The organism is Phormidesmis sp. 146-20 (assembly GCF_052939475.1).
This window is the reverse complement of record NZ_JBJPHT010000049.1, coordinates 40,732-54,862: the sequence shown is the minus strand read 5'-3', so window position 1 is coordinate 54,862 and position 14,131 is coordinate 40,732. Positions and strand designations below refer to the sequence as shown.

Annotated in this window: 11 protein-coding genes; 6 read left to right on the top strand and 5 right to left on the bottom strand. The window is 50.8% G+C overall.

Features of this window, described 5'->3' with window-relative positions:
* Window positions 1-117 precede the first annotated feature (117 nt).
* Window positions 118-486, bottom strand: coding sequence for an EamA-like transporter family protein (locus tag ACKFKH_RS26925; protein ID WP_446861432.1), 369 nt, complete (start codon window positions 484-486; stop codon window positions 118-120).
* A 222-nt stretch (window positions 487-708) separates the two neighbouring features.
* Between ACKFKH_RS26925 and ACKFKH_RS26920 the strand changes: the two genes are divergently transcribed.
* A complete protein-coding gene (locus tag ACKFKH_RS26920) occupies window positions 709-1,404 on the top strand; it encodes a Mo-dependent nitrogenase C-terminal domain-containing protein (RefSeq protein WP_446861431.1) in 696 nt (231 codons plus the stop codon).
* Between the two features lie 16 nt (window positions 1,405-1,420).
* Here ACKFKH_RS26920 and ACKFKH_RS26915 read toward each other — a convergent pair whose 3' ends face one another.
* Window positions 1,421-2,467: a zinc-dependent dehydrogenase gene (locus ACKFKH_RS26915; RefSeq protein WP_446861430.1), complete on the bottom strand. Its 1,047-nt coding sequence runs from the start codon at window positions 2,465-2,467 to the stop codon at window positions 1,421-1,423.
* 75 nt (window positions 2,468-2,542) lie between these two features.
* Here ACKFKH_RS26915 and ACKFKH_RS26910 point away from each other — a divergent pair, with 75 nt between their 5' ends.
* The 3 genes from ACKFKH_RS26910 (at window position 2,543) to hetR (ending at window position 6,258) form a co-directional block, all read left to right on the top strand.
* Complete coding sequence (locus ACKFKH_RS26910) at window positions 2,543-4,507, top strand: FAD-dependent oxidoreductase (RefSeq protein WP_446861429.1); 1,965 nt, start codon at window positions 2,543-2,545, stop codon at window positions 4,505-4,507.
* Between the two features lie 146 nt (window positions 4,508-4,653).
* The gene (locus ACKFKH_RS26905; RefSeq protein ID WP_446861428.1) at window positions 4,654-4,860 is read left to right on the top strand and encodes a hypothetical protein; all 207 of its coding nucleotides are present in this window, start codon (window positions 4,654-4,656) and stop codon (window positions 4,858-4,860) included.
* 483 nt (window positions 4,861-5,343) lie between these two features.
* Complete coding sequence (gene hetR, locus ACKFKH_RS26900; RefSeq protein ID WP_446861427.1) at window positions 5,344-6,258, top strand: heterocyst differentiation master regulator HetR; 915 nt, start codon at window positions 5,344-5,346, stop codon at window positions 6,256-6,258.
* A 28-nt stretch (window positions 6,259-6,286) separates the two neighbouring features.
* Here the strand turns inward: hetR and ACKFKH_RS26895 are convergent, their stop codons facing one another.
* The 3 genes from ACKFKH_RS26895 to ACKFKH_RS26885 form a co-directional block, all read right to left on the bottom strand.
* A complete protein-coding gene (locus ACKFKH_RS26895) occupies window positions 6,287-7,516 on the bottom strand; it encodes a DUF445 domain-containing protein (RefSeq protein WP_446861426.1) in 1,230 nt (409 codons plus the stop codon).
* A gap of 213 nt (window positions 7,517-7,729) precedes the next feature.
* Entirely contained in the window at window positions 7,730-8,425 is a 696-nt protein-coding gene (gene ubiE, locus ACKFKH_RS26890; protein WP_446861425.1) for a bifunctional demethylmenaquinone methyltransferase/2-methoxy-6-polyprenyl-1,4-benzoquinol methylase UbiE, read from the bottom strand.
* 313 nt (window positions 8,426-8,738) lie between these two features.
* Window positions 8,739-9,701, bottom strand: coding sequence for a response regulator (locus ACKFKH_RS26885; RefSeq protein ID WP_446861424.1), 963 nt, complete (start codon window positions 9,699-9,701; stop codon window positions 8,739-8,741).
* A 259-nt stretch (window positions 9,702-9,960) separates the two neighbouring features.
* On the opposite strand from ACKFKH_RS26885, the gene ACKFKH_RS26880 reads away from it, so the two are divergent.
* On the top strand, window positions 9,961-11,163 hold the full coding sequence (locus ACKFKH_RS26880; protein ID WP_446861423.1) for a Ycf66 family protein: 1,203 nt from the start codon (window positions 9,961-9,963) through the stop codon (window positions 11,161-11,163).
* A 95-nt stretch (window positions 11,164-11,258) separates the two neighbouring features.
* Window positions 11,259-14,129: an isoleucine--tRNA ligase gene (gene ileS, locus ACKFKH_RS26875; RefSeq protein WP_446861422.1), complete on the top strand. Its 2,871-nt coding sequence runs from the start codon at window positions 11,259-11,261 to the stop codon at window positions 14,127-14,129.
* Window positions 14,130-14,131: the final 2 nt, after the last annotated feature.

Sequence of the window (14,131 nt, the reverse complement as noted above, 5' to 3'; positions counted from 1 at the left end):
GGAACTCTTCTCCCCTAGAATGACCGGGATTCTATTTCTTGGCAAGTCCCTTAGCTCGACTTTCTCCTGAACAACGAAGCAAAAATTCTGAAGCAACCCAATGCTACAAACCCGGAATCAATCTCTTGAAATGAGCAAAATCACGCCACCGATAATTAAACCCATTCCAGCCAGACGATTGATGGGAATCGACTCCCCAAAAATAAACTTGCCCATCAGCACCGCAAACACGTATTGCAACGCCACCGCCGGGCCAAGGACACTCAGCTTTACACGAGTCAACAGCAGAATGTAGAGAATAGCCCCGATCGCATAAAAAAACAACCCAATCACCAATTCTGGCGTGGTCGCAATCCCCAGCACATGACTCAAGAAATTTCCAGAACTGACGCGACCTAGCTTTAGGGCACCCGTTTTGAGAAAAAACTGTCCGCCCGTGCCTGCGGCGATCGACAGCAAAAACACAAGAAATTCTTGAAAACCCACAAGTTATCCTTTAGGTAAAGTCTATCTAGCCCCAAACAAACCCACTTCAGAGGTTCAAGCTGCCAATCATAGTAACGGTATAACATTTCTAAACCGTTGAAATAAGCAACTCTCACCAGATCAAAAGGTTCTAGTTTTCCAGACTACAACTAGTTTAGAAATGAATCAGGCAAATTATGATATCCCTTAAAAAGACCCCGAAGCGTGAGGATGCTCACAGACATGGAAAAAACTTCCGCTTTTTGCACTGACACACAAATTTCCGTTTGGTTACGCGCTTTGCTGAGTTTGGCCTGGGCAGATGGCGATTTTGACCAAGCAGAACAGTGTCTAGTTGCGTCGATCACTCACCACGAGTTGACGATCGAAGAAGACGCAAGAGCCTTTCAGCCCGTCACGTCAGAGGAGTTGTCTACAGCCTTTGGACAAGACCCCAAAATGGCAGAAAATTTTCTCAGAACGGCGGTGATGGTGTCTCTGGCGGATGGCTCCTACACCTCTAAAGAAGATGATCTGCTGCATCAATTTTGTCAGGCGTTGCAGTACCCAACTGAGATTTTAGAAACCCTGCGGCTGACTCTAAACGACCGCACCCCTCCCCAATCTGAACCTCAAGCCGCGATCGCTTCAACTCAGCCACAAGTAGGCGCTTCTCACCCGGATGACTTGCTCGATCCCTTGAGAGCGTGGTTAGACAATATGGAGATTCATGATCCCAAGGTGGCTCACTTTTTGTGCAAGATGATTCCGCCGCAGTGTCCCTTTGAGCGAGACATCAAGCTCTTTGGTCACAAAATCGTCCACATTCCCCCGTTGTGCAAGCTCAATCCACTTTACGAACAACTCGTCGGACTGCGGTTTCGATCGCTCTCCTATTTGGCAGATGACTGCGGCGAAGATGTTGCAGAGTATTGCTAATCAAACGTGCGATCGCTTAGGGATAGATCAAAATTTTGTAGGTTTCTGGCGTGGGCTTGACGGCTCGATCGACTGCTTGCGATAAATCCTTGAGGGGGTAGCGATCGCTCACCAAAGCATCCACATCAATGCGACGGTTAAATACAATATCTGCCGCCAATGCTTGAACGCGATACGAAGAACTGTAGCTGCCCATCAAATCAATCTCTCGCCGATAGAGAACATTGGGATTGATCGGAATCTCAACTTCATCGGGAAACTCAGCAAAGAAGAGAATCTTGCCACCTTTGCGAGTGCAGTCTAACGCTTGAAAAAACGCCTTATCGCTAGAAACCGCCAGCAGACTCGTGTCAACGCCCATTCCTTGAGTCAGCGCCTGCACTTTGTTGGGCAAGTCAGCATCACGAGCATCAAACGCCGCATCCGCCCCTACGCTCAAGGCTTTCTCAATGCGAGACGGCATCAAATCTGTAACGATCGCCCTTGCCCCAAAATACTTCACCAACATGATGAACATGAGTCCGATCGGCCCCGCCCCCGTAATCAGAACCGTTTGACCGGGAGAAATTTGCGCTTTTTTCACCGCTTTTAAGCAACAATTGGTCGGCTCGACAAAGCTGGCCTGCTCAAACGTGATGTCATCAGGAATCTCAATCAGTCCCCCATTCCGAACAATGTGACCCGGAACCTTGACGTATTCTGCAAACCCGCCCCCACTGGGAGCAAACCCCGCCGTTGTGGTGATATTTTTGTACACATCGCACATTGAGAAATTTTCATTCAGACAATAGGCGCAGTGCATACAGGGAATGTGATGAAGCACCACAACCCGATCGCCCGTTTGCCATTTCTGAATATCGGAACCGAGGGCGGCGATCGTTCCAGCCGTTTCATGCCCAAAAATTCGCGGCGGCTCATAGAGCGGATACTTAATTTTCTTGATATCTGACTGACACAGACCGACAACCCGCACCTGCACCAGCACCTCATCCGCCCCAACTTCGGGCAGCGGCACTTCTTCGTAACTCAGTTGGTCAACCCCACGAAACACCTGTGCCTTCATCGATCGATTCCTTCAAAACCCTTCGATTGTGACTGTACCATTAGCAATTGATAAAGTTTTGAGTTTTGGCGCTGAATGCAAATTTTAGAAACTGAGGTTCTCATCGTCGGAGGAGGAACCGGAGGAACGGCCGCCGCCATCCAATCTGCTCGACGAGGCGCAAAGACGATTTTGGTGAGCGAGTTTTGCTGGCTAGGAGGAATGCTCACCAGCGCTGGCGTGACGGCTCCCGACGGCAACGAATTGTTAGCCTTTCAAACGGGAATCTGGGGCGCATTTTTGCAGGAATTACGGCAGCGACAGCCCGAAGGATTGGACAACGCCTGGGTGAGTTTTTTCACCTACGATCCTCAAATTGGCGCACAGATCTTCTCAGATTGGGTGTCCGAACTGCCGAATCTACAGTGGATTTCAGGACAGGTGCCGCTGGAAGTCTTGCGCCAGGGCAATCTCAAAGAGACATCTGCTGAACCCGGTCTCAAAGAGATATCTGCTGAAGCAAATCGCATCACAGGCATCCGGTTTGAGAATTTAACCATTTTTGCCAAAATCGTTCTCGACGGCACTGAGCTGGGTGATTTGCTGGCTTTGGGAGAAGTGCCGCATCGCTGGGGGTGGGAGTTGCAGTCAGAATGGGAAGAACCAAGTGCGCCGATCTCTTCGAGTTACCCGCAAGGGGTCGCGTCGAGTTACCCGCTAGGGGTTGCGCCCAATGCCCTCACTCAGCGGTATCCAATTCAAGCGCCTACCTGGGTCGTCGTTTTACAAAAATTTGCCAAAGCCGCTCCCAAAATTCCACCGCCGCCCCACTACAATCCAGAAAAATTTGTGGGAGCCTGGGACAATCATGGAGCCGAAAGCTTTTTGAACTACGGACGGCTACCGGGCGATCGCTTCATGATCAACTGGCCAATTCGCGGCAACGATTATGGCGAAGGCGTAGAGAGACTGATTGGCAGCACAGAGGAACGATTACAGTTTCACCAAGAAGCCCTCTGGCACACCCAAGGCTTTGCCCACTTCATCCAATCTCAATTAGGTCAGCACTACGGCCTCGCCGAAAACATCTTCCCTCACGCCCCCAAAGGAGAAGATCGCACCCCTCCCTCTTCCCTCTTCCCTCCTCCCTCCTCCCTCCTCCCTCCTCCCTCCTCACCAAGCGGAGCCTACGCCCTGCATCCCTACTACCGCGAAGGCAGACGGCTCATCGGATTGGTGACCGTGCGCGAACAGGATATTTTGCCCAAGGGACAGGTCGCCCCCTTGCCTCTGGTCACGATCGCTCAAGGCTGTGAATTTGCCGAAAATGTGTGTCAGGCGATCGCGATCGGCAATTATGCCAATGACCATCACTATCCCAGTGGTGACATTCCCCTCGCCCCTAAATCGATTCGCTGGGGCGGTCGCTGGACGGGCACTCCCTTCACGCTTCCTTACGGCTGTCTCGTTCCCGAAACGATAGACGGACTGCTAGTTTGCGAAAAAAACATTTCTGTCTCGCATATCGCCAACGGAGCCACTCGCCTTCAGCCGATCGTATTGGCGATCGGGCAAGCCGCAGGAATGGCGGCCGCTTTGTGCATTGAACAAAATTGTCAGCCCAGAGAACTCCCCGTGCGATCGCTCCAGGAAGCCTTACTACAAGACCCGATCGCCCCTGCCGCCGTCGTTCCTCTCTTCAACCTGCCCCCCGACCATCCCGACTGGCTCAAGTGGCAGCGCTACTACCTCGATTTTCCCGAATCCTATGCCAATACTGGCTATTGCCCGATTGCTTTGAGCTACCCGCAAGGAGTCGCGCCCCATACCTCACGCCTCACGCCTCACACCTTACCCTTCTCAGGCATCTTCCATCGCCACGCCGAACAGGATTACACGCTGACCCTAGATCCCCCCGAATCGAGCAAGTCCTGGAAATTGGTGACATTGGATGCGGAGATCGATCGCCAACTCAGCGATTTCACTTCGGGGAAAACACTTAGAACTTTGGGTAAACTAAATTACACTGAGAGCTGGCTACTCGTGGAAGCCCTTACGTAATTCTCCTGTCACAGAGGGGTAAATACACACCGTCCAACTTCGTTTACGCAAGACCACTGAATTTATAAAGGCTACATAGATTTGTCCTGATGCCTCAGTAGAGGGTCTGTATTTGGCAGTAGGTACACCGAAACAGATTCACTCTTATGCGCCTTCAAACTTCTGTGATGGTCAGTCTATTGCTTACATCCGCTGCGATCGGTCTTCACCAGGTCAAGTCTCAATTATTGGGAACCCCGATCGCCAGCGCTCCTGCTCGTGTCTGCCCTGCCTCCAACAACAGCCCGCTCTGTCATCGAGGAAGCGGTCGGCTAGAAAACAATTTCAATCTCAAAAGTGTGAGGCTGGCTTAACGATTCTCTTGTGGCTGAAGATCGATCGCCCTCGATCATTAGCTCATTCAACTCAGGAGCAAGTAGCCCCCAATTTCTCCAGGTTGAGACTTGAGAGACTCCTTTCAATTCACTGCCAAAACACAACCTCTTCAGGATCGTCTAGACCATCTGCTCAAGAGCCTGTTCCTTCTAACTAATCCCTCATCAGGATTTCTTGCTCAAAATTTGCTGTCTGGCAGTGGAAGCACCTGATCAACTAGGTTCGCTTCCATTTTGCCTTTTGGGTAGCTTTCGGTTGATTCTTCATCAAATCGGGAACTTTACATAAAGCGTATTTAATAACATTGATTAGGGATAAAATTGTGAGCAAACGACCCAGATAAGCTAGCTTTGCTATCTCTGACTGCCCTGAGCCAACTGTTTAGCCCTCGGCAAAAAGCAGTATCCCCAATAACAGGCTCAGTAAATTTTCAGAGCAATTCTGTATTTACTCTTCCATAAATGTTCCTGAATATGACAAACGATCTCGATCTGATCAAGCTCCTTAGCCCCAGTGCTATGGATCAGATCATGCTCTATCTCGCCTTCAGTGCCATGCGAACCAGTGGACATCGACACGGGGCGTTTTTGGATGCGGCCGCCACAGCCGCTAAATGTGCCATTTACATGACCTACCTGGAGCAAGATGGCAACCTGCGTATGACAGGGCATCTTCACCACATTGAGCCAAAGCGTGTCAAAACGATCGTCGAAGAAGTCAGACAGGCCCTCACCGAAGGCAAGCTGCTCAAAATGCTGGGTTCGCAAGAGCCGCGCTATCTGATTCAACTCCCCTACGTCTGGCTAGAACAGTATCCCTGGCAACCGGGGCGATCGCGCGTCCCTGGAACCAGCCTTACGTCTGAAGAAAAGCGCCACATTGAGCAAAAGCTTCCTCCAAATCTGCCCGATGCTCAACTGGTTAATTCCTTTCAATTTCTGGATTTGATTGAATTTTTGCATGGGCGATCGCAAGAAGAGTTGCCCACCGATCAGCAAATGCCCCTCAGCGAAGCGCTTGCAGAACATATCAAACGCCGCCTGCTCTACTCAGGCACGGTCACTCGCATCGACTCCCCCTGGGGAATGCCTTTCTACGCCCTGACTCGCGCCTCCTACTCTCCCGAAGATCAGGAAGAACGCACCTATGTGATGGTCGAAGACACGGCTCGCTTTTTTCGGCTGATGCAAGATTGGGCCAATCGCCAGCATCGAGTCATGCGGGTGTTAGAAGAGTTGGATATTCCGGTCGATCGCCTCGATCGAGCGCTTGAAGAACTAGATGAGGTGATTCGCGCCTGGGCCGATCGTTATCATCAGGATGGTGGCAAGCCTTTCGTCGTGCAAATGGTCATTGGCCCGGTCGATCAGTCTTAAAAAATCCAGTCTTTAAAGATATAAGTCGTCAGCGAAGTAAGAGAGAAGCAGATTGGAGCAGTCCGATCGCCAGTCCTAAAATGCCGCCCAGATTGACGATCGCTTGCAGTTCACTCTTCACGATCCCATTGATGGCATTTTCTAAATCTGCGGGCGAAGTCGCTTTGACGCGATCGATAATTACCTGATCAATATTCAAAATTGGGATAGCCTGCTCGACAATTTTCTCCAAATCCCGCTCTAGATAGCGTTCCAAAATTAAGGCGAGTTCCTGACTGATTAATCCCAGAGAACTGCTCACCGCCTCTGAGGTTTGGAGACGAGTCAAAATTACGTCAGCCACATTTTCCCAATCTACCGACGCGCTCAAGCCTTGCAGCACTTCTGAGCCACGATCCTGTAGATACACTCGGACACTTTCGCGCATTGTTTTGCGAAGCTGGCGCACAGTCGAAACGGGCAAATTTTGTAAAGAGAGATTTTGCAGCCATTCCTTCGATCGCTGCTTGACTCCTAATGAAAACACCAACTCTGCCAAAACCGTATTGCAAGCCTCTCGCTCATCCAAACAAAAGGTACGCAGACGAGTCAGAGAATTTCGTACCCCAAACAGATTGGCTACGACCCAATACGTGCCGCTGGTTTTTTCGCGAAAGCCTTCGTCAATTACCTGAATATTGCGATCGGTCAAAAAGTCGATCAAGGTTAGACGAATGCGATCGGGCGGCAAAACGACCTGTAGCAGCCAATCGGCCAACTTATCCGCTTGCTCATCACTCAACTGAAACTCTAAAACAATTTGATCAAAAATCTGATTGAGCTGATCTTCGAGAAAGTCATCTCGTCGAGCCAACACCTTCAGCAGTCGCGGCAACGATTGACTAAACAAATCTCGCAAAATATTTGCCAAAATCTTGGCGGTTTTCTGTTCCTTGCCGGATTGAATTTGATCCAGCGCCAGTTTTAAAAGCCACAGCAAAGCTGACTCGACTCGTTCAGTTTTGAGCAGCCGTCTCGCCAATTTTTGCAGTTCTTCGGGCGTGAGCAGCGACCCCATGATCGTGTCAGAAATACGCTTGGCCAGTCGCTCCTGGTTACGAGGAATCAGACCAGGGGTAAACGGAACCCGCTTGCCGCCAATGTAAAGAGTCCGATAAGGGCGAAACAACATCTTGATCGCCACATCGTTGGTGAAATATCCAATAATTCCACCGACCACAGGGGGACTAATGATGAGCCAGAGGTTTGAGAGATCCACAGGTTAGGGAGGGATGAGGGAGGTAGGGGGAGAGATGAGGAATGAGGGATGAGGAATGAGGAATGAGGGATGAGGGATTAAACGCGGATCTCTTTAAGAGAAATCACGATCGAGATCTCCGAGATTTCTGTAGAGGTTGGATTTCAACGACGCTGATTAAAACCGCTAACGTGTTCGTCAGGAGCGAATTTTAAGAATTTTGAGTTACATCCCTCATCCCTTCTTAAGGGCTAACACTCCCATCGTACCGCCCGCGATCAGATAGTGTGTGGCGATCGTAAAACCTGCTTGACGCGCAAGGCTGACCTGTTCTGGGCCCGTCGGAAATTTGTCGAGGCTGGGCGCAATGTAGGCATACTCTTCAGTGAAGCCAAATCGTTGAGCCGCCGGGACGACCACTTCATCGAGATACCACTGCTGAAAGCTTCTCACCCACGGATGGTCGGGTCGGTGCATGTCGAGAATGGCGGCGGTGGCTCCTGGTTTGAGAACGCGATGAATTTCCTTCAAGCTTTGCAAAATATCGAGAACGTTGCGTAGCCCGTATCCCATCGTGGCACAGTCAAATTGACCATCCTCAAAGGGCAAACTCAACACATCAGACTCGACCCAATGAATGGGTGGTTTCAAACAGCGGCGATCGGCGCGATCGCGAGCCACTTCTAACTGAGCCGCAGAGAAATCAACGCCGTAAACCTGTCCCGTTTTGCCTACTTTTTCGGCGAGCATTTGGGCGATGTCACCGCTGCCACAGCAGAGATCAAGGCAGATGTCTCCCTGTTTTGCACCGCTCCATTTGACGGTCATTTGTTTCCAGATGCGGTGTTGTCCCAGGCTAAGGACGGTGTTGAGTTCGTCGTATACAGGCGCGATGCGATCGAACAGGGCTTGAATTTGGTCAGAGTTCATCCGAAGTTTTGGCGTAGCGATTTTGGATTTAACGTCAGTTCGACAACGTTTTTTCGCTTCGATGTTTGGCGCTTTTGCCCCTCATCCCCTCAATTCTGGAGGACTTTAAGATAAGCGTTCCGGTTCAAAGTTCCTCAAGCTTAGGGGATTTAGGGAGCAACCCAACTTCATAAACCGAAGCGGACACTCTCATCGAATTCACGTTGGATTCAGTGTCCCATCAATGAGGGGGTTTAAATCTTCAAATCCCCAGCTTTTGTGAGAAGTCGGGGATCGAGAAACCTCTTCAGGCGTTTAGACGGTTCATCCGACTCTACACGGTGGCAACGGCGGGAGCGTAACGGCTACAAGTCAAAGCTAATGAGACTTGTTGAGCAGAGAGATGCAGCAACAACAACTCATCTTCTCTAAGGGTACAGGGCTGTCTCCATTGCAGAGAAAGGACGGCCAACACCTCCCCTCGCAGCGTCACCGGAACAATCAAATGAGCCTGAATTCCAGAATCTGTGTAGTGTGCGACCTCAGAGAGACGGGCATCTGTGGAAACGTTCAGCGCTACCTGCATTTTTTGAGCAGCGATCGCCGCCTTTGCCAGCGGGTCAATGTCTAACCAATTTTCTAAAACAGACGTTGACTGATAGGTGCCTTGAGGTGAAATTAAATTTTCTTTCTCAACCAGTTGTAGGATACATCCGTCCGCATAAAAGTTTTTGCCAAAGGCGATCGCGATCGGTTCCAGACTTTTCTCCAGGCTAGAGGCTTCTTGAGCGACCGAGACGATCGACGAGAGGAGGGCAGTTTGGGCTTGCGATCGCCGCAGTTCTTCGGTGCGTTGCTTTAGCAAGTCGTAAGTTTCAGCCGCCCGTCGCACGACAGCTTTCAGTTCGTTAGGGTCCCAGGGTTTGGTGATGTATTTGTACACCTGCCCGGAGTTGATCGCTTCGACGAGATCCTCAACGTCGGTGAATCCGGTCAAAATGATCCGCATCGTATCGGGAAATTGAGGCACTGTGCGGCTGAGAAATTCTGTTCCTTTCATCTCGGGCATTCGCTGGTCAGAGATAATGACGGCGACTTCTCCCTCTTCAGATAAGACTTTTAGCGCCTGAATGCCGCTTTCTGCTTTGAGTACCTGAAAGTCTCGGCGGAACGTGCGATAGAGCAGATCAAGGTTGTCGGGTTCGTCGTCTACCACGAGCATCTTGGCCTTTTTGGGGCGTTCCAGGCTCATCAACTGTCGGCTAATTGTATCGAGCGCTGGAATCACAGGTTCCATAAATGATTAACTCCTTTGCAAAGCTGGTTGGGGACAGCCGATCTCTTTGAGTTACCCGCGAGGGGTCGCGCTACAGAAATCCCGGTTTGGGCGTTCGGCAAAGGATTCGGCTTGAATTCTCTTAGTCTTGCCAGTTTCATTCTTTTATTAACAGTCTGGTGAGAAGAACGGCGATCGAGCAGGTGCCAATTTCCGGTCTCTCCAGGTCTGCCCTCAAGCGGTAGAGTTAAGATATTCGGAGTTTGTCGGGAGCGGCAATATGCTGACGTATCTTCTAGCTTTCGCAATGGGTTTGGGCAGTCTCGCCCTTTACTTGTCTGCCTTCTTTTATCCACAGGTCTACCGCAAAGGAGACTTGATCTGGAGCGGAATTGGATTATTTTACGCCTGGGTACTATGGGTTTGTGCAGAACGAATCACTGGAGGCGTTTTATTAGGCCAAATGGCCAGTATTTCGCTGATTGGCTGGCTGGGTTGGCAAGCGTTTAATGCCCGATTGGGACGGTCAAGCGAGTTGCCCTCTACGACTGATTTGCAGGCTGGGGTGGGTCGCGTCCTTTCGCCCGAAATCACTGCCAAACTCAAGCAGCAATTCAACACCGTCAAGGATTGGGCACAGGGACTCGTCGCAACCACTCAGTCAAAAGCTCCCGAAGCGCCTGCGGTCAAACCCTATCAGCCCCTTAAGCGAGAAGATTTTGGTCAGCCAACCGTCACCGTTGAGACGACTGCTGAAAAAACACCCCTTGCGGCTAAAAACGATCCTTCTGCGGAGACTCCTGCAAACAAACCTAACATCGTTTCGACTGTTACAGAACGTGTGAAGTCGATCGCCATCTCCTTTCAGAAGCCCAAGAAAAACACGTCAACCTATGTCAGAAAAGAGTTTCGTGATGAACCCGTCGCCGAAGATGCAGACGCAGAAGCGTTTGACTTTGAGGCAGACAGTCCTGAAGTCAGCAATTCTGAGCCAGCGCAGACGGTTGAATCGATCCCCGTGGAGTCAGCACCCATTGAGGCAGTTGAGGAAGCTGCGATCGACGAGCCAACCATCACAGAAACGACCCTGACAGAAACAACGGTGACAGAAACAACGGTGACAAAGATAAGGGTAACGGATGTGCCTTCCGACTCGATGATGCCTGCTGACGAACTGCTGCAAGAAGAACTCGAATTTGAAGCCAGCCGCAACGATTTAGACCTGTCTCCTCATAATGCTCCTCCGGACGACGAAGAACCGACAACACAGACTTCTAATCCCGTAGAGGTTTCGGAAGAAGATGTCCTGGAAGAAGAAGTGCCAGAAGTCCATAACTCTGAAGCCAGCGAAGACGAAGAGATCGTTCCGCCGCCCATTCCTCCGCGCCCGCCTCGCCCCGATCTCGTAGAAGCCGCGATCGCCGATGCCGAAGCCAAACATCTGCCTGCTGACCCGCCGGAGACAATCGAAGACATTTCTTAAGCCGATTAGACCAAACTGCACTGATTTGTAACAGGTATATTACAATGTAGTATGCCAATGTAGAAGACTGTCCCTCTCTTACCCCACTCCCCAAAATGACCACAGAACCAGGATCTTATAAAGACACCGTTAACTTGCCTAAAACTGCTTTTGACATGCGGGCGAATGCTGTCAAGCGAGAACCCGAACTCCAAACATTCTGGGCAGAGCAGCAAATTTATGAAACGCTGTCACAAAATAATCCTGGTGAGTTGTTTGTTTTGCACGATGGGCCGCCCTATGCGAACGGGGCGCTGCATATCGGCCACGCGATGAATAAGATTCTCAAAGACACAATCAATAAATACCAACTGCTGCAAGGGCGAAAGGTGCGCTATGTACCAGGGTGGGATTGTCATGGGTTGCCGATCGAACTCAAAGTTTTGCAAGCCCTCAAACCCGAAGAGCGCCGCCAACTTACGCCGATCACGCTGCGCCAAAAAGCCAAAGACTTTGCCTTGAAGACGATCGACCAACAAAGTCAAAGTTTCCAGCGATATGGCGTATGGGGCGACTGGAGAAATCCTTATCTGACACTCAAACCAGAATATGAAGCGGCTCAGATTGGCGTATTTGGTGAAATGGTCGTGAAGGGCTACATCTATCGAGGATTAAAGCCCGTCCATTGGAGTCCGAGTTCTAAAACCGCCCTCGCAGAAGCCGAACTTGAGTATCCCGAAGGCCACACCTCGCGCAGTTTGTACGCAGCCTTTGAGGTGCGAAACTTATCGCCAGGGTTGCAAGCGCCCCTTGATTCATTTTTGGGCGAATTGGGTGTGGCGATCTGGACAACCACGCCTTGGACAATTCCTGCCAATCTAGCGGTGAGCGTTAATCCTGATCTGGTTTACTCCGTGGTTGAGGTGGGAGACGGGTCGGTTAGCCAGTTCAAATATCTGATTGTGGCAAAGGATCTGGTCGATCGCCTTTCTGAGATTCTGGGCACGTCGCTCACCATTCAAGCCTCAATGATGGGTCGGTTATTAGAACACACCACGTATCGCCATCCTTTATTCGATCGCATCAGCGAGATTGTAATCGGCGGCGACTATGTGACGACGGAGGCGGGGACTGGCTTAGTTCATACGGCTCCCGGTCACGGTCAAGAAGACTATCAGGTGGGACAGCGTTACGGGTTGCCGATTCTGGCTCCGGTGGATGACAATGGCGACTTTACCGAAGAAGCCGGCCCGTTTGCAGGACTGAATGTATTAGGTGAGGGCAATACAGCCGTGATTCAAGCGTTGGCGGAGGCACGATCGCTGCTCAAAGAAGAACCCTACGTTCACAAATATCCCTACGATTGGCGCACCAAAAAGCCGACGATCTTTCGGGCGACTGAGCAGTGGTTTGCTTCGGTAGAAGGCTTTCGGGATGAGGCATTGAAGGCGATCGCCAGCGTTCGGTGGATTCCGGCTCAGGGCGAAAATCGGATCACGCCAATGGTTGCGGAGCGATCGGACTGGTGCATTTCTCGGCAGCGCAGTTGGGGCGTTCCGATCCCTGTGTTTTACGACGAAGAAAGTGGCCAACCGTTGATGAACGCAGAAACGATCGCCCATGTGCAAGCGATCGTCGCCGAAAAAGGCTCGGATGCCTGGTGGGAACTCTCTGTTGAAGAATTGCTCCCCGAAAAGTATCACGGCAGAGCCTACCGCAGAGGGACGGACACGATGGATGTCTGGTTTGATTCTGGCTCGTCTTGGGCGGCGGTTTGTGAGGCGCGATCGGCGTTGCGCTATCCGGCTGACCTCTATCTCGAAGGCTCTGATCAGCATCGGGGTTGGTTTCAATCAAGCTTACTCACCAGTGTTGCAGTTCACGGACAAGCTCCCTACAAGACGGTGCTAACGCATGGCTTTACGCTGGATGAACAAGGACGCAAGCAAAGTAAATCATTGGGGAATGTCGTCGATCCGATGGTTGTGATCGAAGGCGGCAAAAACCAACAGCAAGAACCACCCTATGGAGCAGACATTCTGCGGCTGTGGGTTTCGTCGGTGGACTACACCAATGATGTGCCGATCGGCAAAACGATTCTCAAGCAAATGTCGGATGTCTATCGCAAGATCCGCAATACGGCAAGATTTTTGCTGGGCAATCTGCACGATTTTGATCCCACACAGCACGCGGTTTCTTATCAAAACTTGCCAGAACTCGATCGCTACATGCTGCATCGCATCACTGAAGTGTTTACCGAAGTTCAGGACTCTTTTGAGAGTTTTCAATTCTTCCGCTTCTTTCAAACGGTGCAAAATTTCTGTGCGGTGGACTTGTCCAACTTTTATTTAGATGTCGCTAAAGATCGGCTGTATATCAGTTCGGTTAATGCGTCTCGTCGTCGGAGTTGTCAAACTGTGTTGGCGATCGCCCTAGAGAATTTGGCGAAAGCGATCGCGCCCGTTCTTTGTCACATGGCGGAGGATATTTGGCAATCTCTGCCTTATTCGACTCCTCACAAATCGGTGTTTCAGTCCGGTTGGGTGACGTTAGAAGAAGAATGGAACGTGCCAGAACTTTCAGAAAAATGGGAGACACTGCGGCAAATTCGAGCCGAAGTCAACAAAGTTTTGGAAAAAGCACGGGCAGAAAAAGCGATCGGTTCCTCCCTCGAAGCCAAAGTTTTGCTCTACGTTCCCGATGCCCAACTGCGTCAGACGCTCACCCACCTCAACTCACCGACTGGCAATGGTGTAGACGAATTGCGCTATCTGTTTCTCACATCTCAAGTGGAATTGGTGGGAGCGCCCGATCGACTTGCTGGCTCAAAGTATCGTTCTCAAGCGGAGACATTAGAGATTGGGGTCGTGGACGCAGACGGGGAGAAGTGCGATCGCTGCTGGAATTATTCTACTCACGTCGGCAAATCTCACGAACACCCCCTACTTTGCGAACGCTGCATTCCGGCTTTAGAAGGACAGTTCTAACC

What these genes read in the sequence shown, in the direction of transcription:
- ileS (WP_446861422.1), top strand. Translation starts at nt 11,259, where the DNA reads ATGACCACAGAACCAGGATCTTATAAAGACACCGTTAACTTGCCTAAA.
- ACKFKH_RS26910 (WP_446861429.1), top strand. Translation starts at nt 2,543, where the DNA reads ATGCAAATTTTAGAAACTGAGGTTCTCATCGTCGGAGGAGGAACCGGA.
- ACKFKH_RS26920 (WP_446861431.1), top strand. Translation starts at nt 709, where the DNA reads ATGGAAAAAACTTCCGCTTTTTGCACTGACACACAAATTTCCGTTTGG.
- hetR (WP_446861427.1), top strand. Translation starts at nt 5,344, where the DNA reads ATGTTCCTGAATATGACAAACGATCTCGATCTGATCAAGCTCCTTAGC.
- ubiE (WP_446861425.1), bottom strand. Translation starts at nt 8,425, where the DNA reads ATGAACTCTGACCAAATTCAAGCCCTGTTCGATCGCATCGCGCCTGTA.
- ACKFKH_RS26915 (WP_446861430.1), bottom strand. Translation starts at nt 2,467, where the DNA reads ATGAAGGCACAGGTGTTTCGTGGGGTTGACCAACTGAGTTACGAAGAA.
- ACKFKH_RS26885 (WP_446861424.1), bottom strand. Translation starts at nt 9,701, where the DNA reads ATGGAACCTGTGATTCCAGCGCTCGATACAATTAGCCGACAGTTGATG.
- ACKFKH_RS26880 (WP_446861423.1), top strand. Translation starts at nt 9,961, where the DNA reads ATGCTGACGTATCTTCTAGCTTTCGCAATGGGTTTGGGCAGTCTCGCC.
- ACKFKH_RS26905 (WP_446861428.1), top strand. Translation starts at nt 4,654, where the DNA reads ATGCGCCTTCAAACTTCTGTGATGGTCAGTCTATTGCTTACATCCGCT.